Source organism: Pseudomonas asiatica (assembly GCF_040214835.1).
GTDB lineage: Bacteria > Pseudomonadota > Gammaproteobacteria > Pseudomonadales > Pseudomonadaceae > Aquipseudomonas > Aquipseudomonas putida_Z.
The window spans coordinates 94,700-116,387 of the sequence record NZ_CP157874.1 but is presented as its reverse complement, the minus strand read 5'-3'; the positions used below and the strand labels follow the sequence as shown (position 1 = coordinate 116,387).

20 protein-coding genes are annotated in these 21,688 nt (G+C 63.1%); 17 read left to right on the top strand and 3 right to left on the bottom strand.

Annotated features, from left to right (window positions below; genetic code table 11):
* Positions 1-4 precede the first annotated feature (4 nt).
* The 8 genes from ABNP31_RS00560 (at position 5) to ABNP31_RS00525 (ending at position 7,363) form a co-directional block, all read left to right on the top strand.
* Positions 5-319, top strand: coding sequence for an NAD(P) transhydrogenase subunit alpha (locus ABNP31_RS00560; protein WP_003256966.1), 315 nt, complete (start codon positions 5-7; stop codon positions 317-319).
* Between the two features lie 2 nt (positions 320-321).
* Positions 322-1,758, top strand: a complete 1,437-nt coding sequence (locus ABNP31_RS00555; protein ID WP_015268505.1) for an NAD(P)(+) transhydrogenase (Re/Si-specific) subunit beta — start codon at positions 322-324, stop codon at positions 1,756-1,758.
* Positions 1,759-1,944: 186 nt separating this feature from the next.
* The gene (locus ABNP31_RS00550; RefSeq protein ID WP_350012900.1) at positions 1,945-3,438 is read left to right on the top strand and encodes an acetyl-CoA hydrolase/transferase family protein; all 1,494 of its coding nucleotides are present in this window, start codon (positions 1,945-1,947) and stop codon (positions 3,436-3,438) included.
* Positions 3,439-3,831: 393 nt separating this feature from the next.
* Positions 3,832-4,047, top strand: a complete 216-nt coding sequence (locus ABNP31_RS00545; RefSeq protein ID WP_003256968.1) for a DUF1127 domain-containing protein — start codon at positions 3,832-3,834, stop codon at positions 4,045-4,047.
* A gap of 307 nt (positions 4,048-4,354) precedes the next feature.
* Positions 4,355-4,672, top strand: a complete 318-nt coding sequence (locus ABNP31_RS00540; RefSeq protein ID WP_025337247.1) for a DUF2388 domain-containing protein — start codon at positions 4,355-4,357, stop codon at positions 4,670-4,672.
* An 88-nt stretch (positions 4,673-4,760) separates the two neighbouring features.
* Complete coding sequence (locus tag ABNP31_RS00535) at positions 4,761-5,054, top strand: DUF2388 domain-containing protein (protein ID WP_025337246.1); 294 nt, start codon at positions 4,761-4,763, stop codon at positions 5,052-5,054.
* A 36-nt stretch (positions 5,055-5,090) separates the two neighbouring features.
* A complete protein-coding gene (locus ABNP31_RS00530; RefSeq protein ID WP_003256970.1) occupies positions 5,091-5,411 on the top strand; it encodes a DUF2388 domain-containing protein in 321 nt (106 codons plus the stop codon).
* Positions 5,408-7,363, top strand: coding sequence for a DUF4105 domain-containing protein (locus ABNP31_RS00525; protein WP_238067119.1), 1,956 nt, complete (start codon positions 5,408-5,410; stop codon positions 7,361-7,363). Before ABNP31_RS00530 ends, ABNP31_RS00525 begins: the two co-directional genes overlap by 4 nt.
* Before the next feature lie 127 nt (positions 7,364-7,490).
* Here ABNP31_RS00525 and ABNP31_RS00520 read toward each other — a convergent pair whose 3' ends face one another.
* Positions 7,491-7,892 (bottom strand): GFA family protein, encoded by a 402-nt coding sequence (locus tag ABNP31_RS00520; RefSeq protein WP_085665610.1) that lies wholly within the window; start codon positions 7,890-7,892, stop codon positions 7,491-7,493.
* A gap of 267 nt (positions 7,893-8,159) precedes the next feature.
* On the opposite strand from ABNP31_RS00520, the gene ABNP31_RS00515 reads away from it, so the two are divergent.
* The 9 genes from ABNP31_RS00515 (at position 8,160) to ABNP31_RS00475 (ending at position 18,517) form a co-directional block, all read left to right on the top strand.
* Entirely contained in the window at positions 8,160-9,467 is a 1,308-nt protein-coding gene (locus tag ABNP31_RS00515) for a CitMHS family transporter (protein ID WP_015268498.1), read from the top strand.
* 71 nt (positions 9,468-9,538) lie between these two features.
* Positions 9,539-10,309 carry a TerC family protein gene (locus ABNP31_RS00510; RefSeq protein WP_025337243.1) on the top strand — a complete coding sequence of 257 codons (771 nt, stop codon included), beginning with the start codon at positions 9,539-9,541 and terminating at the stop codon, positions 10,307-10,309.
* A 351-nt stretch (positions 10,310-10,660) separates the two neighbouring features.
* Positions 10,661-12,319 (top strand): Na/Pi cotransporter family protein, encoded by a 1,659-nt coding sequence (locus ABNP31_RS00505; protein ID WP_085691570.1) that lies wholly within the window; start codon positions 10,661-10,663, stop codon positions 12,317-12,319.
* Positions 12,320-12,349: 30 nt separating this feature from the next.
* Positions 12,350-13,756, top strand: a complete 1,407-nt coding sequence (locus ABNP31_RS00500; RefSeq protein WP_350012899.1) for a M16 family metallopeptidase — start codon at positions 12,350-12,352, stop codon at positions 13,754-13,756.
* Between the two features lie 145 nt (positions 13,757-13,901).
* Positions 13,902-14,924: a DUF5924 family protein gene (locus ABNP31_RS00495; RefSeq protein ID WP_238067117.1), complete on the top strand. Its 1,023-nt coding sequence runs from the start codon at positions 13,902-13,904 to the stop codon at positions 14,922-14,924.
* Positions 14,925-15,039: 115 nt separating this feature from the next.
* Entirely contained in the window at positions 15,040-16,173 is a 1,134-nt protein-coding gene (locus ABNP31_RS00490) for an ABC transporter permease (RefSeq protein WP_025337239.1), read from the top strand.
* Positions 16,170-16,961 carry an ABC transporter ATP-binding protein gene (locus ABNP31_RS00485; protein ID WP_015268492.1) on the top strand — a complete coding sequence of 264 codons (792 nt, stop codon included), beginning with the start codon at positions 16,170-16,172 and terminating at the stop codon, positions 16,959-16,961. The genes ABNP31_RS00490 and ABNP31_RS00485 overlap by 4 nt, the downstream gene beginning before the upstream one ends.
* A 3-nt stretch (positions 16,962-16,964) precedes the next feature.
* Positions 16,965-17,903, top strand: a complete 939-nt coding sequence (locus tag ABNP31_RS00480) for an MlaD family protein (RefSeq protein ID WP_046616914.1) — start codon at positions 16,965-16,967, stop codon at positions 17,901-17,903.
* Positions 17,900-18,517, top strand: a complete 618-nt coding sequence (locus ABNP31_RS00475) for an ABC-type transport auxiliary lipoprotein family protein (RefSeq protein ID WP_238067116.1) — start codon at positions 17,900-17,902, stop codon at positions 18,515-18,517. The genes ABNP31_RS00480 and ABNP31_RS00475 overlap by 4 nt, the downstream gene beginning before the upstream one ends.
* 157 nt (positions 18,518-18,674) lie before the next feature.
* Here the strand turns inward: ABNP31_RS00475 and ABNP31_RS00470 are convergent, their stop codons facing one another.
* Together ABNP31_RS00470 and gltP are read right to left on the bottom strand one after the other, a co-directional pair.
* Positions 18,675-19,904, bottom strand: a complete 1,230-nt coding sequence (locus tag ABNP31_RS00470; protein ID WP_085619011.1) for a nucleoside recognition domain-containing protein — start codon at positions 19,902-19,904, stop codon at positions 18,675-18,677.
* A 236-nt stretch (positions 19,905-20,140) separates the two neighbouring features.
* Positions 20,141-21,469: a glutamate/aspartate:proton symporter GltP gene (gene gltP, locus ABNP31_RS00465; RefSeq protein ID WP_025337235.1), complete on the bottom strand. Its 1,329-nt coding sequence runs from the start codon at positions 21,467-21,469 to the stop codon at positions 20,141-20,143.
* Between the last annotated feature and the right edge of the window lie 219 nt (positions 21,470-21,688).

Sequence of the window (21,688 nt, the reverse complement as noted above, 5' to 3'; positions counted from 1 at the left end):
GACAATGGAAGACATGCTGATTTCCCATGGCATCTACAACCTGATCATCTTCGTGCTGGCCATCTATGTGGGCTACCACGTGGTGTGGAACGTCACCCCGGCACTGCACACGCCGCTGATGGCCGTGACCAACGCCATCTCCGCGATCGTCATCGTCGGCGCCATGCTGGCCGCCGCCCTGACGGTGACCCCGGCCGGCAAGCTGATGGGCACCCTGGCGGTGGCCCTGGCCGCGGTCAACGTGTTCGGTGGCTTCCTGGTCACCCGTCGCATGCTTGAGATGTTCAAGAAGAAAACCAAGAACGAGGCGCAGAAGTAAGCATGAGCATGAATCTGGTAACGCTCCTCTACCTCGTCGCCTCGGTGTGCTTCATCCAGGCGCTCAAGGGCCTGTCGCACCCGACTACCTCGCGGCGCGGCAACCTGTTCGGCATGATCGGCATGGGTATCGCCATCGTCACTACGGTCGGCCTCATTTATAAGCTCGGGGCCGAGCTTGCCACCGCCGGCATCGGCTACGTCCTCGTTGGCCTGCTGGTCGGCGGCACCGCCGGCTCGATCATGGCCAAGCGCGTCGAGATGACCAAGATGCCGGAACTGGTCGCCTTCATGCACAGCATGATCGGCCTGGCAGCGGTGTTCATCGCCATCGCCGCGGTGCTGGAACCGCAATCGATGGGCATCGTTGCCGCCATGAGCGACCCGATCCCCACCGGCAACCGCCTGGAGCTGTTCCTCGGCGCAGCCATCGGTGCCATTACCTTCTCCGGCTCGGTGATCGCCTTCGGCAAGCTGTCGGGCAAGTACAAGTTCCGCCTGTTCCAGGGCGCACCGGTACAGTTCGCCGGCCAGCACAAGCTGAACCTGATCCTCGGCCTGACCACCATTGCCCTGGGCCTGCTGTTCACCTTCACTGGCCACTACAGTGCCTTCACCCTGATGCTGGTCTTGGCCTTCATCATGGGCGTGCTGATCATTATTCCGATCGGGGGCGCCGACATGCCGGTGGTGGTGTCGATGCTCAACAGCTATTCGGGCTGGGCAGCGGCCGGTATCGGCTTCTCGCTGAACAACTCGATGCTGATCATTGCAGGGTCCCTGGTCGGCTCGTCCGGTGCCATCCTCTCGTACATCATGTGCAAGGCGATGAACCGTTCGTTCTTCAACGTCATCCTCGGTGGCTTCGGTGGTGATACCGATGCCGGCGCGGCGCAAGGCTCCAAAGAGCAGCGCCCGGTGAAGTCCGGCTCTGCCGACGATGCTACCTTCCTGCTCAGCAACGCCGACAGCGTGATCATCGTCCCGGGTTACGGCCTGGCTGTGGCTCGCGCCCAGCACGCGCTGAAGGAGCTGACCGAAAAGCTGAGCCACAACGGCGTGACCGTGAAGTATGCGATCCACCCGGTGGCAGGCCGTATGCCCGGGCACATGAACGTGCTGTTGGCCGAGGCCGAAGTACCGTACGACCAGGTATTCGAGATGGAAGACATCAACGCCGAGTTCGGCCAGGCCGATGTGGTGCTGGTGCTGGGCGCCAACGACGTGGTCAACCCGGCGGCGAAGAACGATCCCAAGTCGCCGATCGCCGGCATGCCGATCCTCGAAGCGTTCAAGGCCAAGACCATCATCGTCAACAAGCGCTCCATGGCCAGCGGCTATGCCGGCCTGGACAACGAACTGTTCTACCTCGACAAGACCATGATGGTGTTCGGCGACGCCAAGAAGGTCATCGAAGACATGGTCAAGGCTGTGGAGTGACAACGGCCGCTGCAAACCAGCTGATATAAAGGAAGCCCCGGTCAGAATCTGCCGGGGCTTTTCTTTTATTGATCCGGATCAACGGCTCTATTCCAAGGCGTCTCATACGACCATGGTCGTGGGACGGCAAGGGGCGAAGTCTCTAGACTGCGCTGCAGTAGTTTCAGTAGCCCGAGATAACAATCCATGTACCGTGATCGTATCCGCTTGTCCTCCCTGCACAGCAAGGTAATGAGTGCGGCTGATGCCGCTGGTCTGATCGAGGACGGCATGACCGTCGGCATGAGCGGTTTCACCCGCGCCGGCGAAGCCAAGGCCGTACCACATGCACTGGCCGAACGTGCCAAGCAGTCGCCACTGAAAATCAGCCTGATGACCGGCGCCAGCCTGGGCAACGACCTGGACAAGCAACTGACCGAGGCCGGCGTGCTGGCTCGCCGCATGCCATTCCAGGTCGACAGCACCCTGCGCAAGGCCATCAACGACGGCCAGGTGATGTTCATCGACCAGCACCTGTCGGAAACCGTCGAGCAGCTACGCAACCAGCAGCTGAAGCTGCCGGACATCGCGGTCATCGAAGCCGTGGCCATCACCGAGCAGGGCCACATCGTGCCAACCACCTCGGTGGGCAACTCGGCCAGCTTCGCGATCTTCGCCAAGCAGGTGATTGTCGAGATCAACCTCTCGCACAACACCAACCTCGAAGGCCTGCACGACATCTATATCCCGACCTACCGCCCGACCCGCACGCCAATCCCGCTGGTCAAGGTAGACGACCGTATCGGCAGCACCGCCATCCCGATCGACCCGGCCAAGATCGTCGGCATCGTCATCAGCGACCAGCCGGACTCGCCGTCCACCGTATTGCCGCCGGATGACGAAACCCAGGGCATCGCCGACCACCTGATCAACTTCCTCAAGAAAGAAGTCGAAGCTGGCCGCATGACCAACAAGCTTGGCCCGCTGCAGGCCGGTATCGGCAGCATCGCCAACGCAGTGATGTGCGGCCTGATCGAGTCGCCGTTCGAAGACCTGACCATGTACTCCGAAGTACTGCAGGATTCCACCTTCGACCTGATCGACGCCGGCAAGCTGAGCTTCGCCTCGGGCAGCTCGATTACCTTGTCGACCCGCCGCAACGCCGACGTGTTCGGCAACCTGGAGCGTTACAAGGACAAGCTGGTACTGCGCCCGCAAGAAATTTCCAACCACCCGGAAGTGGTCCGTCGCCTGGGCATCATCGGTATCAACACCGCGCTGGAGTTCGATATCTACGGCAACGTCAACTCCACCCACGTCTGCGGCACCAAGATGATGAACGGCATCGGCGGCTCGGGTGACTTCGCCCGTAACGCCCACCTGGCCGTGTTCGTCACCAAGTCGATTGCCAAGGGTGGCGCGATTTCCAGCGTGGTGCCGATGGTCAGCCATGTCGACCATACCGAGCACGACGTTGACATCCTGGTCACCGAGCAAGGCCTGGCCGACCTGCGTGGCCTGGCGCCACGCGAGCGCGCCCGGGCGATCATCGACAACTGTGTGCACCCGGACTACCGCGCAGCGCTGAACGACTACTTCGATCGCGCCTGCCTGCGTGGCGGCCACACCCCGCACATCCTGCGCGAAGCCCTGAGCTGGCACGAGAACCTGGAAGAAACCGGGCGCATGCTGGCTAGCTGATACAGATGAGGAATGGAACGGCGGCCCTGCTTCCGCTGTTCCTGTCTTTATTCTTGTAATCCTGGGGCCGCTTTGCGGCCCTTTCGCGACACAAGGCCGCTCCTACAGGGGCAAGCATTACAGCCATCACTTATTTTTAAACAAAACTGTACTACTGTACTGGTAATTTTTAGCTCTTCCGCCTGAAAAATCCCTCACCCTAAGTCAGAACGCACCAAACAAGGGCAGACCAGTACAGTTACGCCAGTTTCGAGTGCAACAGTAGGGTTACACAGTTAACTGGACCATCGTCTTTCAACCGAACTGTATCTACTGTTATGGACGACAGAGGAGGATCATTGGCATCAGTTAAATCACTACCTAATCCCGCCATAAGCGGAAGGATGAAACATCATGGAACGTACCCTCAGTTCCGGTCTGGTTTTTGAAAGCAACGCCCAACAATCCAACGCTTCGCTGCCGCTGCGCGCTCTGTCCACCTTGCTGCTGTGGCAGCGCCGCATGGCCAGCCGCCGTCAACTGGCTCGCCTGGACGCCCGCCTGCTGGCCGACGCCGGCATCAGCGAGTCGCAGCGTTACGAAGAGCTGAGCAAGCCTTTCTGGCGCTAAGCTCCGGCTTGCCGGCTTCGGCCGGCACCGCGAATTCCCGAAACCCGTTGCAGGTGACTGCGACGGGTTTTTTGTTTGCAGGCGGCATGCCAGAGCCTTTTGCAGACGAGCATGTACAGTTTGGAAAATCCTAAAACAAACCATAACAGTTTATTGGTGCGCTGTTCATTAACATCCAGAAACACCGGCGCGTGATACGCTTGGCGTGACAGTCTGGTAGAACGCACTGTTGAAAAAGTACCGCGACGAGCTGTGCGAGCGTCCGATAAAGCAGAACCACCCGACCCTAGTCCAGGAGTCCACGATCATGTCCCGTAAATACCTGATTGGCGCCGCCCTGATGCTGAGCCTGGCCGGCACCGCAAACGCCACCAGCTTCGTTGTCACCACCGACGCCGTCGTTGGCGCAGTGGCCGCGTCCACCGATGCCACTTCCGATATTTCCTCCTCGTTCCGTGACGACAAGATCGTCCAGGCCGCCCGTGACGACGCCGCCAGCTTCGTTGGCAGCCAGGGCGACATCCGCGGTGCCAAGCTGGAAAGCGCTTTCCTGCACATCCGCTCGCAGATGCCAGCCCTGCAGGCCAGCGACGCGCAACTGGCCCAGGCCATCCTGGCGCTCTGACCCCGGCTGAGCCGTTCAGCTGTGCTGGTCACCACCAGCACAGCCGTACTCACCATTGCCGCCCACGTTTCCAGCTGTTGTAGAGCCCATGCGTTATCTGTTGCCGTTGCTGTTCTCCGTTGTTGGCATGGCCAGCGCCCATGCCATGGATACCACTACGCAAAGCCTGGTCATCACCGGCTATGTCACCAGCCAGGTCACCACCGCACCGTTCGACCGCAAACTGGTCCGCCAGGCCCAGGACGATGCTGCGGCCTTCGTCGCCAGCGACGGCCAGATCCGCGGTGCGCGGCTGGAGGCAGCGCTGGAATCACTACGCCACAATTGCGCACGGCATACCGTCGGCGATCTGGAACTGGCGCAGGCAATTCTCGTCCAATAATTACATCTGACTCCCTGTATTTTTCGGAGATGCTCCATGCGTAAACCGCTGATTGCCGCTACCCTCGGCATGCTGCTGCTGGCCGACCTGGCCCAGGCACAGACCCTGGTGGCCACCAGCAATATCATCGTGCGGGCCTTTGGCCGTTCGATCGATTTCACCTCTGACACCACCACCTCGATCCGCGATTCCAAAGTGGTGCGCGAAGCCCATGACGACGCCGCCAGCTTTGTCGCCAGCAACGGTGACATCCGCGGCGCCCAGCTCGAGGCCGCCTTCAACACCCTGCGTGAGCGCGTGCCGCAAGCGCGCGACGCCAGCGACCAGGTACTGGCTGAAGCCATCCTCGCGCTGTGAACCGCGTGCGCGCCTGGCTGCTCGGCTGCGCCCTGACGCTGCTCGGCACGCCCGCCCTGGCCGACCTGCAGCTCGAGCTGCAGGCGTCCGGCCTTGACTCGCAGCAGGCCCAAGCCACTCAGGCTCTGCTCGACGAAGCCATGGGCAAGCTGCCCCCTCGCTTCAAGCAACAGCTGAACCGCCGGGTGCGGGTCAGCTGGAGCGACAACATGCAGGCCGACGCCTATGGCCAGGCATCGCTGGTATCTACCCTCGAACTCAATCGCCGCCTGCTGCCCAGCCTCACCAATGGCAGTGCTGCCACCGAGCGCACCAACCGCCCGCATGGCACGGTGCGAGAAGAACTGCTGGCCACCGTGCTGCACGAACTCACCCATATCTACGACCGCGCCCGGCTGTGGCCCAGCGCCGAGAACGCGCTGATCGCCCGTTGCAAGCGCCAGCAAGGGACGTTGGGCAAGGTCGGCCTGCCCGAAGCATGCCGTGGCCAGGCCGAGCGCCGCTTCACCCTCAGCGACGACCCGCGCCTGCTCGACCTGGCCGGCTGGCAGCAGTACGTGGGCCGACGCGGCGAGCGCGAGCAGCACAACGGCCAGTTCGTGCGCAGCCCCGACAGCTATGAACTGAGCAGCCCCAAGGAGTACATCGCGGTCAACATGGAGTACTTCCTCCTCGACCCGAGCTACGGCTGCCGCCGTCCGGCGCTGAACCAGTACCTGCGCGAACACTTCGGCTGGGCACCGCAGCAGGACAGCTGCGCCAAGGGCCTGCCGTTCATCAATGCCGGCAGCGACTTCGCCCGCCAACCGCTGGGCGAAATCGACCCCGAGCGGGTCTATGAGGTGGACTACCTGCTGGCCGAAGCCAACCAGAACCTGGTCAGCCGCTGGGGCCACAGCATGCTGCGCCTGGTGATCTGCAAGCCGGGCCGCCCACGCGGGCCGGACTGCCGCCTGGACCTCGACCAGAGCCTGGTGCTGTCGTACCGCGCCTTCGTCAACGATGTGCAGCTTTCCAGCTGGGACGGCCTGGTCGGTGCCTACCCCTCGCGCCTGTTCGTGCTGCCGCTGGGCCAGGTGATCGACGAGTACACCAAGACCGAACTGCGCAGCCTGGCCTCGGTGCCCTTGCGGCTCGACCGCGACGAGATCGAGAACCTGGTGCGTCAGGCCGCCGAAATGCACTGGAGCTACGATGGCAACTACTGGTTCCTGTCCAACAACTGCGCAGTAGAGTCGTTGAAGCTGCTGCGCAGCGGCACCGCCAACCCACGCCTGAACGACCTCGATAGCATCATGCCCAATGGCTTGCTGGCTGTGCTCAAGGGCAGGGGGCTCGCCGACACCAGTGTGCTCGACGACCCCCGCGAGGCGCTGCGCCTGGGTTATCGCTTCGACTCCTACCGCGACCGTTACCAGGCCATGTTCGAGGTGTTGAAGAAACAGTTGCCAATCAAACAGGACAAGGTCGAGGACTGGCTGGCCCTTGACGCCGAGCAACGGCGGGGCTGGTTCGCCCAGGCCGACCTGCGCACCAGCGCCGCCTTGCTGCTGCTTGAACAGGCCAGCTTGCGCCGGCAACTGCTGCTGGCCCAGGACGAGGTCAAGCAGCGGTACCTTAACGCCGCCGCGCTGAACGATGGCAGCGTCAGCAAGGCCGATGCGACCCTCAGGCAGATGCTTGCCAACAGTGGCTTCCTCAGCCGCCCGGCAGAATTGCTCGATAGCAAGGGCTACGGGCTGCCGCAGCCGCAGGAGCGCAAGCACCTGGAACAGGTCAGCAGCGAGCGGCAAGCGCAGTTGCTGCGCTTGAGCACGAGCCTGGACAAAGAGGTGAGGGCGCTGCTGGAGCCGTCGCGGGCCAGGGAGATTGCGGCGGTGGAAGCCAACGTGAAGCAGGTGGGCGAGCATCTGCGGGCATTGCACAAGGCTGCAGGAGGCCTGCAGTTGTAAGTATGGCTGTACCGGCCCTATCACCGGCAAGCCAGCTCCCACAAGATCCCCACAGGTCTGAAGGGTGTTGGGGTACCTGTGGGAGCTGGCTTGCCGGCGATAGAGCCAGCAGCACCAACACAATCTCTTACAGGTTCTCCTCCGCCTCCGAAGGCAAATCCTCGTCCAGATGCAACCAAGGCAACCGGCTATCCACCCAGATATGCCGGTTGGCCCTGACCCGTTCCGGGTGGTCCAAGGTCGCCACCGTCACATCCACCGTCTCCGGGCTATGTGTAGTAACCAACGCCACATGCGCCCCGCAATGCCCACAGAAGTACCGGCTGCAACTGGCCGGTGCCACATAGCAGTTCGGCTCGCCCGCCAGCCACTGGAACCCCGAGCGGGGCACGGTGAGCCAGGTCACCACCAGCCCGCCACTGACCCGCCGGCAGATCGAGCAATGGCAATGGGCAATGTCCGTCAGGTCGCCCTCCAACCGATAACGCAAGGCGCCACAATGGCAGCCACCCTCGGTCACATCCTGCATCACCTACCTCTCGTCGCCTTTGCTTCGGCGAAAGCTGGCTGAAAGCTTGCCCTCATAGGATAGCCCCCACTACCGGCACAAGACCGGTCAGCCAGGGCACCCGGTATCCACCGCGCCCGGCCCAATCAACAACAACAATGGTGATTCTGATGTATTCCTGTGCCCGACTTTCCGTAGCCCCCCTCCGCATGCTCCCCGCACAGCGCCAAACGCGCTGATCCGCCCGAATCGACGTTCCTTTCGCCGCGCCACGCCTGGAGTATTGCCATGCTGACCTTCCTCGGCTTTGCCATGGTCATCACCTTCATGTACCTGATCATGACCAAGCGCCTTTCGGCCTTGATCGCGCTGATCCTGGTACCGATCCTGTTCGCCCTGTTCGGCGGTTTTTCCGCCAAGATCGGCCCGATGATGCTCGAGGGCATCAGCAAGCTCGCACCTACCGGCGTGATGCTGATGTTCGCCATCCTCTATTTCGCCCTGATGATCGACTCCGGCCTGTTCGACCCGGCCGTGCGCAAGATCCTCAAGCTGGTCAAGGGTGACCCGCTGAAAGTCTCCGTCGGCACCGCAGTACTGGCCCTGGTGGTCTCGCTCGACGGTGACGGCGCCACCACCTACATGATCTGCTGCGCCGCCATGCTGCCGATGTACAGCCGCCTGGGCATGAGCCCGCGGATCATGGCCGGCCTGATCATTCTCGCCGGCGGGGTGATGAACATGACCCCCTGGGGTGGCCCGACCGCCCGTGCCGCCAGCGCCCTGCACGTGGACCCGTCGGACATCTTCGTGCCGATGATCCCGGCCATGCTGTTCGGCGTGCTGGCAATCCTGGCCATCGCCTACATGTACGGCAAGCGCGAACGTGCCCGTCTGGGCGAGTTGCACCTGCCCACCGACGACATCGACCACAGCGAAATCACTGTTTCGCAGTACCCGGACGCGCGCCGGCCAAAACTGCTGTACTTCAACGGCGCCCTGACCGCTGCCCTGATGGTCGCGCTGATTGCCGGCGTGCTGCCGCTGCCAGTGCTGTTCATGATCGCCTTCAGCATCGCCATGATCGTCAACTACCCGTGCCTGCAGCAGCAGAAAGACCGCATCGCCGCCCACGCCGGCAGCGTGCTGGCGGTAACCGGGCTGATCTTTGCCGCCGGCATCTTCACCGGCATCCTGTCGGGCACCGGCATGGTCGACGCCATGTCCAAGAGCCTGCTGTCGGTCATCCCCGAGGCGCTGGGCCCATACCTGGCGGTGATCACCGCGATCGTGAGCATGCCGTTCACCTTCTTCATGTCCAACGACGCGTTCTACTATGGCGTGCTGCCGGTGCTGGCCGAAGCTGCCAGCCACTACGGCATCAGCCCGGTGGAAATGGCCCGTGCGTCGATCGTCGGGCAACCGGTACACCTGCTCAGCCCCTTGGTACCCTCCACCTACCTGCTGGTGGCCCTGGCAGGCATCGAGTTCGGCGATCATCAGCGCTTCACCTTGAAGTGGGCAGTGCTGGTGTGCCTGTGCATAATGCTCGCCGCGCTGCTGATGGGCATTTTCCCGCTGTTCAGTAGTCTTTAATAAACGCGTATTTCCCTAACGCGACGCGCCCTGATCCGGGCGCGTCGCCTTTACCGTTCGAAGGAAAACACATGGAATGGCTGACCAGCCCGGAAATCTGGGTTGCCTTTTTCACCCTTACCGCGCTTGAGATCGTCCTCGGTATCGACAACATCATCATGATCTCGATTCTGGTCAGCCGCATGCCCAAGCACATGCAGCCGCGCACCCGGATCTTCGGCCTGGCCCTGGCCATGGTCACCCGTATCATGCTGCTGCTGTCGATCACCTGGGTCATGCGCCTTACCGCCGACCTGTTCGTGGTCCTGGGCCAGGGCATCTCCGGGCGTGACCTGATCCTGTTCTTTGGTGGCCTGTTCCTGCTGTGGAAAAGCTCGCAAGAGATCTACCACGGCCTGGAAGGCGAGGACGAGAACCCGGAAGAGCCGAAAGGCGCGGGTGGCAAGTTCTTCTACACCATCATCCAGATCGCCATCATCGATATCGTGTTCTCGCTGGACTCGGTGATCACTGCGGTGGGCATGGTGTCCCACGTACCGGTGATGATCGCCGCGATCATCGTCGCCGTGCTGGTGATGATGCTGTGCGCCGGCACCATCAGCGACTTCATCGACAAGCACCCGTCGCTGAAGATGCTCGCACTATCGTTCCTGATCGTGGTCGGTACCGTGCTGATCGCCGAAGCTTTCGACGTGCATGTACCAAAGGGCTACGTCTACTTCGCCATGGCGTTCTCGCTGGCGGTGGAAGCCATCAACATCCGCATGCGCACTGCCTTGGCCCGCAAGAACGGCAAAGAGCATGAGCCGGTGAAACTGCGCAAGGACATTCCGGGTCAATAAGATCAGGAAGTGCAGGACATAAAGGGCCCTTCGTTCTGTTCGGGGCCCTTTTTTCATTTCTGGGTATCAGAAATGGAGCTGTCCTGTGCCGGCCTCTTCGCGGGTAAACCCGCTCCCACAGGGGCCACACAGGCCTTGAGATTATGGTGATCCTGTGGGAGCGGGTTCACCCGCGAAGAGGCCGGCACAAGCAATCATTCATTTCCAGTGTGTTTCAAATAAATGGCAGCCATGCGAAGCTGGCGACAGCTACGCAAAACAACTAAAGCTTTGAGTGAGCACTGAAAATTCTTCAAACGCTCACGCTTCGTCTCTTGGCCCTCTGGGCCAATGCAACAGGGGGCCGTCGCCATGCTGACCCTGCTCAACCTGCTCTCGGCCGTTACGCTTCTGGTCTGGGGCACCCACATCGTGCGTACCGGCATCCTTCGGGTATTCGGCTCGAGCCTGCGGCGCATCATCAGCCAGAACATGAGCAAACGCCCGCTGGCGTTCGTCGCCGGCATTCTGGTCACGGCCATGGTGCAAAGCAGCAACGCCACCGCCATGCTCGTCACCTCGTTCGTCGGCCAGGGCCTGATGGCCATGACCCCGGCCTTGGCAATCATGCTCGGCGCCGACGTGGGTACCGCGCTGATGGCCCGGGTGCTGACCCTGGACCTGTCCTGGCTGTCGCCGCTGCTGATCTTCCTGGGTGTTATCTTCTTCCTCTCACGCAAACAGACGAGGGCCGGCCAGCTGGGCAGGGTAGGCATCGGGCTTGGCCTGATCATCCTGGCATTGGAGCTGATCGTGCAGGCAGCTACGCCGATTACCCACGCCCAAGGCGTGAAGGTGCTGTTCGCCTCGCTGACCGGTGACATCATGCTCGACGCCTTGGTCGGCGCTCTGTTCGCCATGATTTCCTATTCCAGCCTGGCGGCCGTGCTGCTCACCGCAACGCTGGCCGGTGCCGAAGTGATCAGCCTGCCGGTGGCCATCGGCCTGGTGGTGGGCGCCAATATCGGTAGCGGGCTGCTGGCCTTCCTCAGCACCAGCATGCAAAACGCCGCCGGGCGCCGAGTGGCTCTGGGCAGCCTGCTGTACAAGCTGATCGGCCTGCTGCTGATCATTCCTGTGCTGCACCCGCTGGTGAGCTGGATGGACTCACTGAGCTTCAGCCCACAGGAGCTGGTCATCGGCTTCCACCTGCTCTACAACACACTGCGTTGCCTGATCATGCTGCCCACGGTCAAACCCATGGGCCGGCTGTGCAACACCCTGCTCCCCGAACGGGAAAACGGCAACGGCCAGATTCGCCCGCGCCATCTCGACACCTCGGCGCTGGAAACACCCAGCCTGGCCCTGGCCAACGCCTCCCGCGAAACCCTGCGCCTGGGCGATATCGTCGACAGCCTGCTCGAAGCCATGCTCGGTGCCCTGCGCGGTACCCAGGCCGCCTTGCCGCAGCAGGTCCGCGCCCTCGGCGAGGACGCCGAAGCCTTGTACAGCGCGATCAAGCTGTACCTGGCGCAGATGTCGCGTGAAGACCTCAGCGAACAGGACAACCGCCGCTGGGCGGAAATCATCGAACTGGCGATCAACCTCAAGCTGGCCTGCGACCTGATCGAGCGCATGCTGCGCAAGGTCCAACAGCAGAAAACCAGCCAGCGCCGGGAGTTCTCCCAGGTGGGCCTGGAAGAGCTGACCGGCTTGCAGGAACAGCTGCTGGCCAACCTGCGCCTGGGCTTGTCGGTGTTCCTCAGTGCCGACCCGGAAAGCGCCCGCTTGCTGCTGCGGGAAAAACGCCGTTTTCGCGCCCAGGAACGGCGCCTTGCCCACGCCCATGTCAGCCGCTTGCAGCGCAAGGTATTGCAAAGTATCGAGACCAGTTCGCTACACTTGGAGCTGATCGCCGACATGAAACGGTTGAACTCTTTGTTCTGTAGCAGTGCCTATGTGGTACTGGGCGGCTCGGACACGGGCGGGCTGATGCTCGACAGCGTGCCGGACGAAGCCCGTCTGCCGTGATTTCGCCTACCTGAGGACCCAAGCTCGCCCATGCGTTGCCTGATGTTCGTTTGCCTGCTGATCTGCAGCCTGCCCTCATTCGCCCTCGACCGCTCGCGGGTTGAAGGTTACCTGTTGCCCAACGGCCTGCAGGTCATCCTGAAAAACGGTTATGAACGTGACCATGTGGCGATTCGCCTGGTGGTCGGCGTCGGCCTGGATGACTTCAATTGCGAGCAGAAAGAGCTGCCGCACCTGCTCGAGCACCTGCTGTTCAGTGGCATCGACGAAACTGGCGAGGGCGGCCTGGAAGAGCGCCTGCAATCGCTGGGCGGCGAGTGGAACGCCTACACCAGCAGCGCCGACACCACCTTCGTCATCGAAGCCCCGGCGCGCAACCAGCGCAAAATCCTCGACCTGCTGCTGGCGGTGATCCACGACACCCGCATCGATGCCAAGGCCCTGGCCACCGCCAAGCGCATCATCGAGCGCGAGGATGGCGGCCACTATGGCCACCTGCAGCGCTGGCTCGACCGCCAGGACATCGGCCACCCCGCCAGTGACCAACTGGCCACCGAGCTGGGCCTGAAATGCCCGGAGCGCTCCAACCTCGACGACATGACCCTGGAGCAGGTGAACACCTTGCGTGACCGCTGGTACGCGGCCAACAACATGACCCTGATCGTGGTCGGCGGCCTCGACCGCCTGCTGCCGGCCTACCTGGAGCGCACCTTTGGCGAACTGCCCGCCACCGAGCCGGAGGAGCGCCGCACCCTGGAAAGCATCGGCCAGCAAGCTGCACAGCGCCGCGACCTGACCCGCGGCTGGCTGGGTGACAGCGTCAAGCTGCACTGGCTGTTCGTCGAGCCGGTGCTGGACAACGACCACCAGGCCACCCTCGACCTGCTGTCGCACTACCTGGACTGGGCGCTGTACGACCAGATGCGCCTGCGCAACGGTTTGTCCTACGGCCCTTCGGCAAAACGCGAAAGCTTTGGCGACACCGGCCTGCTAAGCCTCAATGCCGACCTGGAGCGCGAGGATATCGACCAGGCGGTCGAGGTGATGCAGAAATTGTTCGACCACCTGCGCAAGGAAGGCCTCGACCCGGATACCTTCGAGCGCATCAAGTACGCCAGCGTCGCCAAGGAAAGCTGGAGCACTCAGGGCAACAGTGCCTTGGCCGACTACTACTGGGGCGCGCTGAACGACTATAGCGACGGGCGCTTCGTCAACCCGGTGCGCAAGCTGCGCCAGGTCAGTCTGGTGCAGGCCAACGAGGCGCTGAAGGAACTGCTCAAGGAAGATGGCTATGTGCGTATCGAGAAACCATTGCTTGGCTATGATGAGCTCTACGGGCTGGTTGCCTTGCTGTTGGGGCTGATCCTGGCAGCGGGGCTGCTGCGCTGGCGTCGGCATGGTCCGGAAAAACCGAGCGGTGCTACACGCGAGCAGTGAAACGACGGTATCCTTTTGCCAGTACCGGCCTCTTCGCGGGCACGCCCGCTCCCACAAAGGTCAGTGACAACCCGGACCCTGTGGGAGCGGGCCCGCCCGCGAAGAGCCCAGCACAGTCACCTCACCCATTCTGTTGTAGCCCCCAATGCCCCAAATCCCCCACATCGTCCAGCGCATCATCGAACTGCTCAAACGCTACCCCGGCATCATCGCGCTCGGTGGTTTCCTCTCCGGCATCGGCAGTTTCATCCTGGTCGACCGTCAGGCTGGCCTGGCCAGCTGGGTAGCTGTGCTCATGCTGGTCAGCTGGCTCTGGCTGATGCTGGAAAACACCCTCACCGGCCTGTTCGCGCGCACCTTCAACCGCGAAATACCGCAGCCATTGCTGCGCTACGCGACGCAGATGATCCACCAGGAATCACTGTTCTTCGTACTGCCGTTCTTCTTCATCACCACCACCTGGAACAGCGGCCAACTGGTGTTCACCGGCCTGCTCGGCGCCGCCGGGCTGATTTCGATCATCGACCCGCTGTACTACAAGTGGCTGGCACCGCGGCGCTGGCTGTTCCTGGCGCTGCATACCCTGACCCTGTTCGCCGCCCTGCTGACCGCGCTGCCGATCATCCTGCACCTGACCACAGCGCAAAGCTTCAAGCTGGCCCTGATTGCAGCCATGGCCCTGTCGTTCCCCAGCCTGGCCAGCAGCTTCCCGATCAACAACTGGCGCCGCGCCGTGGCCCTGGTGCTGGTCACCCTGTCGGTCGGCGGCGGGGGCTGGCTGCTGCGTTCCTGGGTGCCGCCAGCGACCCTGTGGATGACCGAAGTGGCGGTCAGCACCGAAGTGCTGAACCGCCAGCCGGGCGATTCGCTGGACGAAGTTGCTGCCAGCCGCATCCGTAGCAGCGGCCTGTACGCCTACACCGCGATCAACGCGCCACGCGGCCTGAACGAGCGGATCTACCATGTGTGGCAAAAGGACGGCCAGGAAGTCGACCGTATTGCCTTGGACATCCACGGCGGGCGCAAGGAAGGCTACCGGGCCTGGACCCACAAGCAGAACTTCCCGCCGAACCCGGTGGGCAAGTGGCAGGTGAGGGTACTGACCGAAGATGGGCAGGTCATCGGCGTGCTGCGCTTCAAGGTGGTCGACGAAGCGCCCGCGGGGTGAGTGAAAGGGGCCGCTTTGCGGCCCCCAAGGTCCGTGAAGACAGCACATAATCACCAAACAGCCCATGCCCGCTGCGCTATGATCAGGCCCTAAGCCTTAGCGCCGAGTCAGTAGCATGGAGCCGATGACCACCCCCAGCGCCACCCTGGACACCAGTAGCCAACCGGCCTGCCTGCGCATTACCGGTGACTGGACCCTGGCGCACTACGCCAGCCTCAAGCGTGAGAGCGAGCGCCTGCGCGCGCAATACGCTGCCGATACCGTCGCCGACCTCAGCCAACTGGGCCGCCTGGATACCGCCGGTGCCTCGCTGCTGGCCGAACTGCTCGGCTCCGAGCGCCTGTCGCGCTGCACCCACGGCCTGCCCGAAGCCAGCCGCGCTCTGCTCAAGAACGTCTACTGCTCGGTGCAGGACTACTGCATCCCGGTCAAGGAACCCGAGCGTAACGTGCTGCTGTTGCTGCTGGAACGCATCGGCTGCGCCGTCGGTACCCTGTGGCAAGACACCATGCAGGTGCTCGGCTTCGTTGGCCTGATCCTCGAAACCCTGCTGCGCCGCGCCCTGCAACCTCATCGCTGGCGCTTCACCCCGGTCGTGGCACACATCGAACAGACCGGCCTGGACGCCGCGCCCATCGTCGCCCTGCTGACCTTCCTGGTGGGCGCGGTGGTGGCCTTCCTCGGCGCCACGGTGCTGGCCGATTTCGGTGCGACCATCTTCACCGTCGACCTGGTGGCATTCTCGTTCCTGCGCGAGTTCGCCGTGCTGCTCACCGCTATCCTCATGGCCGGCCGCACCGCCAGCGCGTTCACCGCGCAGATCGGCTCGATGAAGGCCAACGAGGAAATCGATGCCATCCGCACCCTCGGCCTGAACCCCATGGAGATGCTGGTGGTACCGCGCGTACTGGCGCTGTTGATTTCGCTGCCCTTGCTGACCTTCATCGCGATGATCTGCGGCATCGTCGGCGGTGCGGTGGTGTGCGCGCTGTCACTGGACATCTCGCCAGCCATGTTCCTGTCGCTGCTGCAAAGCGACATCGGCGTGCAGCACTTCCTGGTCGGCCTGGCCAAGGCACCGTTCTTCGCCTTCCTGATCGCCGCCATCGGCTGCCTGGAAGGCTTCAAGGTCAGTGGTAGCGCCGAATCGGTGGGCGCACACACCACCTCGGCGGTGGTGCAGTCGATATTCGTGGTCATCGTGCTGGATGCGGTGGCCGCACTGTTCTTCATGGAGATGGGCTGGTGAGTGGCCAGGAACGCGTGATCGAGGCCCGCGGCATCTGCAACCGCTTCGGCCGCCAGAGCGTGCACGAAAACCTCGACCTCGACCTGTATCGCGGCGAGATCCTCGCCGTGGTCGGCGGCTCGGGCAGCGGCAAGTCGGTGCTGCTGCGCAGCATCGTCGGCCTGCGGCGGCCCGACGAAGGGCAGATCAAGGTGTTCGGCCAGGACCTGGCCGGCCTGCGCGAAGAGCAGCGCTCACTGGTCGAGCGGCGCTTCGGCGTGCTGTTCCAGAAGGGCGCGCTGTTCTCTTCGCTGACCGTCACCGAAAACGTGGCGTTGCCGCTGATCGAGCACGCCGGGCTGTCCCGCGCCGATGCCGAGCACCTGGCCGGAGTGAAGCTGGCCCTGGCCGGGCTGCCGATCTCGGCCGCTGACAAGTACCCGGCCTCGCTGTCGGGGGGCATGATCAAGCGCGCCGCGCTGGCCCGGGCCCTGGCACTGGACCCGGACATCCTGTTCCTCGACGAACCCACCGCCGGCCTGGACCCGATCGGCGCCGCCGCCTTCGACCAGTTGATCCTGACCCTGCGCGATGCCCTGGGCCTGTCGGTGTTCCTCATCACCCACGACCTCGACACCCTGTACACCATTACCGACCGCATCGCCGTGCTGTCGCAGAAGAAGGTCCTGGTGGCCGGCCCACTGGCCGAGGTCGAGCAGACCAACGACGCCTGGATTCAAGAATACTTTCATGGCCCACGCGGGCGCGCAGCCGAGCAGGCCGCCACCCGTGCCGGGCAGGAGCGCTGAACAATGGAAACCCGAGCCCATCACGTTCTTATCGGCCTGGTCACCGTCCTGGTGGTGGCCGGCGCCATGCTGTTCGGCCTGTGGCTGGCCAAGTCGAGTGTCGACGACGCCTTCAAGGACTACGAAGTGGTATTCAACGAAGCCGTCTCCGGCCTGTCCCGTGGCAGCCCGGTGCAGTACAACGGCATCAAGGTAGGCGACGTGTCCACCCTGCGCCTGGACCCGAAAGACCCGCGCCGGGTACTGGCACGGGTGCGCCTGAGCGCTGACACCCCGGTGAAGGAAGACACCCAGGCCAAGCTGACCCTGGCCGGCGTGACCGGCAACTCGTTCATCCAGCTCAGCGGGGGCACCCCGCAAAGCCCCGAGTTGAAAGGCAAGGACGGCAAGCTGCCGGTGATCATCGCATCGCCCTCGCCAATCTCGCGCCTGCTCAATGACAGCAGCGATCTGGTGACCAACATCAACCTGCTGCTGCACAACGCCAACCAGATGTTTTCCGAGGACAACATCGGCCACCTCAGCAACACCCTGTCCAACCTCGACAAGACCACCGGCGCCTTCGCTGGCCAGCACGGCAGCATCACCCAGGCCATCGAGCAACTGGTGCAGGTGGGCAAGCAGGCCAGCGCCACCCTGGCCGAAACCCAGGCACTGATGCGCAATGCCAACGGCCTGCTGGGCAGCGAAGGCAAGCAGGCAATCGGCAGCGCCGAGCAGGCCATGCAGTCACTGGCCGAGAGCACCGCCACCATCAACCGCCTGCTCGAGGACAACCGCGAGGCCATCGGCGACGGTGCCCAGGGCCTGAACCAGCTGACCCCGGCGATTCGCGAGCTGCGCGAAACCCTCAACGCACTCAAAGGCATTTCCCGGCAACTGGAGGCCGACCCTAGCGGCTACCTGCTCGGCCGCGACAACAACAAGGAGTTCCAACCATGAAACCGTCACTGCGCCTGCTGGCCCTGGCGGCCGCACTGAGCCTGGCCAGTGCCTGCTCGATCCTGCCGCAGAGCGAGCCCGTCGACCTGTACCGTCTGCCGGTGGACCAGCCCGGCCGGACGGCGTCGGCGCTGGACTGGTCATTGCGCCTTAACAAGCCGCTGGCCAGCGAAGTGCTGGCCGGGCCACGGATTGCCGTGATTCCCCAGGGCGATGTGGTCAGCAGCTACAAAGGCGCGCGCTGGAGCGACGCAGTACCGGTGCTGCTGCGCAACCGCCTGCTCGACGGTTTCCAGCGTGACGGCCAGGTACAGCGCCTTAGCGCCGACGACAGCAACCTGCAGGCCGACTACGAGCTGGCTGGCGAGCTGCAGGCGTTCCAGGCCGAATACCGCGAGGGCGGGGCGGTAGAGGTAGTGATCCGCTATGACGCACGTCTGGTCCAGGGCCGCAGCCAACGCATTCTGGCCAGCAAACGCTTCGAAATCCGCCAGCCGCTGGCCGACAAGCAGGTATCAGCGGTGGTTGCCGGCTTCGGGAAGGCCTGCGACCAGCTGACCGGGCAGGTGGTCAGTTGGACCATTGCGCAAGCAGCCAGCGTTCCTGCTCACTGAAGCCCTGCCTGCTTTTGTAGGAGCGGCCTTGCGTCGCGATGGGCCGCAAAGCGGCCCCGACGATTTCTGCATTGACGCTAACATTCGGGGGCCGCTTCGCGCCCCGTCGCGACACAAGGCCGCTCCTACAAATGCCCGCGCATGCCAAGCAGATAAGTCAGGCGAAGAACCAGTAGCAGACGAAGATCGCTGCGATCACACCGGACAACTCCGCCAGCAATGCGCAACCGACGGCATGGCGCACGCGCTGGATACCCACCGCACCAAAGTAAACCGCCAGCACGTAGAAGGTGGTTTCGGTACTCCCCTGAATCGTCGCCGCCACCAGCGCCGGGAAGCTGTCCACACCGTGAGTCTGCATGGTCTCGATCAGCATCGCCCGCGCCGCGCTGCCGGAGAACGGCTTGACCAGCGCCGTGGGCAGGCCTTCGACGAAGCGGGTGTCCAGGCCCAGCCAGGTCACCGCATGGCGAATACCGTCCAAGGCCAGCTCCAGGGCGCCTGAGGCCCGCAATACACCCACCGCCACCAGCATCGCCACCAGATAAGGCAACAGGCCCTTGGCCACATCGAAGCCTTCCTTGGCGCCTTCGACAAAGGCTTCATACACCTTCACCCGCTTCAAGGCGCCGATCACCAGGAACAGGATGATCACGCCAAACAAAGTGAGGTTGCCCAGGATCGACGACAGGCTCGCCAGCGCGGCCGCCGAGAGGGTGCCGAGAAAGGCCATGAAGCCGCCCAGCAGCAATGCACCGGGGATCAGGTAGGCGAGCACTACCGGGTCCCACAGGCGCAGGCGCTGCATCACCGCCACCGACAGCAGGCCGACCAGGGTCGAGACGCTGGTGGCCAGCAGGATGGGCAGGAACACCATGGTCGGGTCCGCCGCGCCTTGCTGGGCCCGGTACATGAAGATCGTCACCGGCAGCAGCGTCAGCGACGAGGCGTTGAGCACCAGGAACAGGATCTGCGCGTTGCTCGCCGTGGTGCTACTGGGGTTCAGCTCCTGCAGTGCGCGCATGGCCTTCAGGCCGATCGGCGTGGCGGCGTTGTCCAGGCCCAGGCCGTTGGCGGCGAAGTTCATGGTGATCAGGCCCAGGGCTGGGTGGCCGGGCGGAACTTCCGGCATCAGCCGGGCAAACAGCGGGCCGAGCACCTTGGCCAGCCACTCGACGATGCCAGCCTTCTCGGCGATCTTGAGAAAGCCCAGCCACAGGGTCAGCGTGCCGAACAGCAGCACCATCACCTCGACCGACAGCTTGGCCATGGCAAAGATGCTCTCGACCATCGCCGCGAAGATGCCGGCGTTGCCGCCTACCAGCCATTGGGCCAGGGCGGACACTGCCGCCACCAGGAAAAAGCCAAGCCAAAGGCCGTTGAGCATCCGTGTGTTCCCCCTGAAAAATGCCCGAATGATAGCGTATCGGGGCGTAAGGCTGGAGACCGCAGGCGAGGGCTGCGCCCTCGTATCGCGACACAAGGCCGCTCCCACAGAGGTCGGTGTACGCCGGCCGTTGTGGGAGCGGCCTTGCGTCGCGAAAGGGCCGCAAAGCGGCCCCAAGATCTCACAGGCAACAAAAAGCCCCGACAGGTCGGGGCTTTTTGTTCAGCTCATCAGGCTCAGCGCTTGGCAGCTTCGCCAACCATGGCCGCTTCCTGCTTGCCGGCCATCAGCGAGGCGTAGTACTTCTCGCCCTTGGCGGCGTCGTACATACCCTCCCAGCGAGCGATGACCAGGGCTGCCAGGGCGTTACCCACAACGTTCAAGGCGGTACGGGCCATGTCCATGATGCGGTCGACACCGGCGATGAAGGCCAGGCCTTCCAGCGGGATGCCCACGCTGCCCAGGGTGGCCAGCAGCACCACGAAGGAAACACCCGGTACGCCAGCGATACCCTTGGAAGTGACCATCAGGGTCAGCACCAGCAGCAGCTGCTGGCTCCAGGACAGGTCGATACCGTACAGCTGCGCAATGAAGATGGCCGCGATGCTCTGATACAGGGTCGAGCCGTCGAGGTTGAACGAGTAGCCGGTCGGTACCACGAACGAGCAGATCGACTTCGGTGCACCGTACTTCTCCATCTTCTCGATCACGCGCGGCAGCACGGTTTCCGAGCTGGAGGTGGAGTAGGCGAGGATCAGCTCATCTTTCATGATGCGCATGATCTTGATCACCGAGAAACCGAACAGGCGGGCAACCAGGCCCAGCACCATGAAGGCGAAGAAGGCGATGGCGAAGTACACCAGCAGCACCAGCTTGGCCAGCGGCAGCAGCGAGCTGAAACCGAAGTTGGCGACGGTCACGGCGATCAGGGCGAACACGCCGATAGGGGCGTAGTTCATGATCATGTGGGTGACCTTGAACATGGTCTCGGAAACCGCCTGGAAGGTACGCACCAGCGGGTCGCGCAGCTCTGCCTGCAGGCTCGACAGGCCCAGGCCGAACATCACCGAGAAGAAGATGATCGGCAGCATTTCGCCACGCATCAGCGCTGCGAAGATGTTCGACGGGATCAGGTTCAGCAGGGTTTCGATGAACGCGTGCTCATGCTGCACTTCGGCCGCGGTAGCCTGGTACTTGGAGATGTCCACGGTACCCAGGGTGCTCATGTCGATGCCGGCGCCCGGGTGGAACAGGTTGGCCAACACCAGGCCTACGACGATGGCGATGGTGGTCACCACTTCGAAGTAGATGATGGTCTTCAGGCCGATGCTGCCCAGTTTCTTCGCGTCGCCAACCCCGGCGATACCCACGATCAGCGACGAAATCACGATCGGGACGACGATCATCTTGATCAGGCGAATGAAGATGTCACCAGCGGGCTGGAGGACGTTGCTGATCCACCATGCCTTTTCTGCACTGAAATGATTCAGTAGCGCGCCGATTGCAACACCCAGGACCAGACCGATGACGATCTGCCAGGCGAGGCTCAGTTTTGCCTTCTTCATGTCTTTACCCTTTGTTCTAGTGGTCATGGGCACCCAACGGAAACGCGCGTAACAGAGCCGTTGGCAAGGTCACGAGCAGCAGATGCTTCCGTCCGGCGACTTCATGTAAGGACACCGCAGGCGAGCGACAGGGCGCTCGGGCCGGCGAAAAAGGCGGCAACTATTGCGATGGCAAAGGGGGAAATCTAATGCCGGAAGCGCATACCCCATGCCGTTTGT

Coding starts and splice junctions, on each gene's coding strand:
- ABNP31_RS00495 (WP_238067117.1), top strand. CDS start 13,902: ATGCCCCAAATCCCCCACATCGTCCAGCGCATCATCGAACTGCTCAAA.
- ABNP31_RS00510 (WP_025337243.1), top strand. CDS start 9,539: ATGGAATGGCTGACCAGCCCGGAAATCTGGGTTGCCTTTTTCACCCTT.
- ABNP31_RS00515 (WP_015268498.1), top strand. CDS start 8,160: ATGCTGACCTTCCTCGGCTTTGCCATGGTCATCACCTTCATGTACCTG.
- ABNP31_RS00520 (WP_085665610.1), bottom strand. CDS start 7,892: ATGCAGGATGTGACCGAGGGTGGCTGCCATTGTGGCGCCTTGCGTTAT.
- ABNP31_RS00505 (WP_085691570.1), top strand. CDS start 10,661: ATGCTGACCCTGCTCAACCTGCTCTCGGCCGTTACGCTTCTGGTCTGG.
- ABNP31_RS00480 (WP_046616914.1), top strand. CDS start 16,965: ATGGAAACCCGAGCCCATCACGTTCTTATCGGCCTGGTCACCGTCCTG.
- ABNP31_RS00535 (WP_025337246.1), top strand. CDS start 4,761: ATGCGTTATCTGTTGCCGTTGCTGTTCTCCGTTGTTGGCATGGCCAGC.
- ABNP31_RS00560 (WP_003256966.1), top strand. CDS start 5: ATGGAAGACATGCTGATTTCCCATGGCATCTACAACCTGATCATCTTC.
- ABNP31_RS00470 (WP_085619011.1), bottom strand. CDS start 19,904: ATGCTCAACGGCCTTTGGCTTGGCTTTTTCCTGGTGGCGGCAGTGTCC.
- ABNP31_RS00530 (WP_003256970.1), top strand. CDS start 5,091: ATGCGTAAACCGCTGATTGCCGCTACCCTCGGCATGCTGCTGCTGGCC.
- ABNP31_RS00555 (WP_015268505.1), top strand. CDS start 322: ATGAGCATGAATCTGGTAACGCTCCTCTACCTCGTCGCCTCGGTGTGC.
- ABNP31_RS00500 (WP_350012899.1), top strand. CDS start 12,350: ATGCGTTGCCTGATGTTCGTTTGCCTGCTGATCTGCAGCCTGCCCTCA.
- ABNP31_RS00550 (WP_350012900.1), top strand. CDS start 1,945: ATGTACCGTGATCGTATCCGCTTGTCCTCCCTGCACAGCAAGGTAATG.
- gltP (WP_025337235.1), bottom strand. CDS start 21,469: ATGAAGAAGGCAAAACTGAGCCTCGCCTGGCAGATCGTCATCGGTCTG.
- ABNP31_RS00475 (WP_238067116.1), top strand. CDS start 17,900: ATGAAACCGTCACTGCGCCTGCTGGCCCTGGCGGCCGCACTGAGCCTG.
- ABNP31_RS00490 (WP_025337239.1), top strand. CDS start 15,040: ATGGAGCCGATGACCACCCCCAGCGCCACCCTGGACACCAGTAGCCAA.
- ABNP31_RS00545 (WP_003256968.1), top strand. CDS start 3,832: ATGGAACGTACCCTCAGTTCCGGTCTGGTTTTTGAAAGCAACGCCCAA.
- ABNP31_RS00540 (WP_025337247.1), top strand. CDS start 4,355: ATGTCCCGTAAATACCTGATTGGCGCCGCCCTGATGCTGAGCCTGGCC.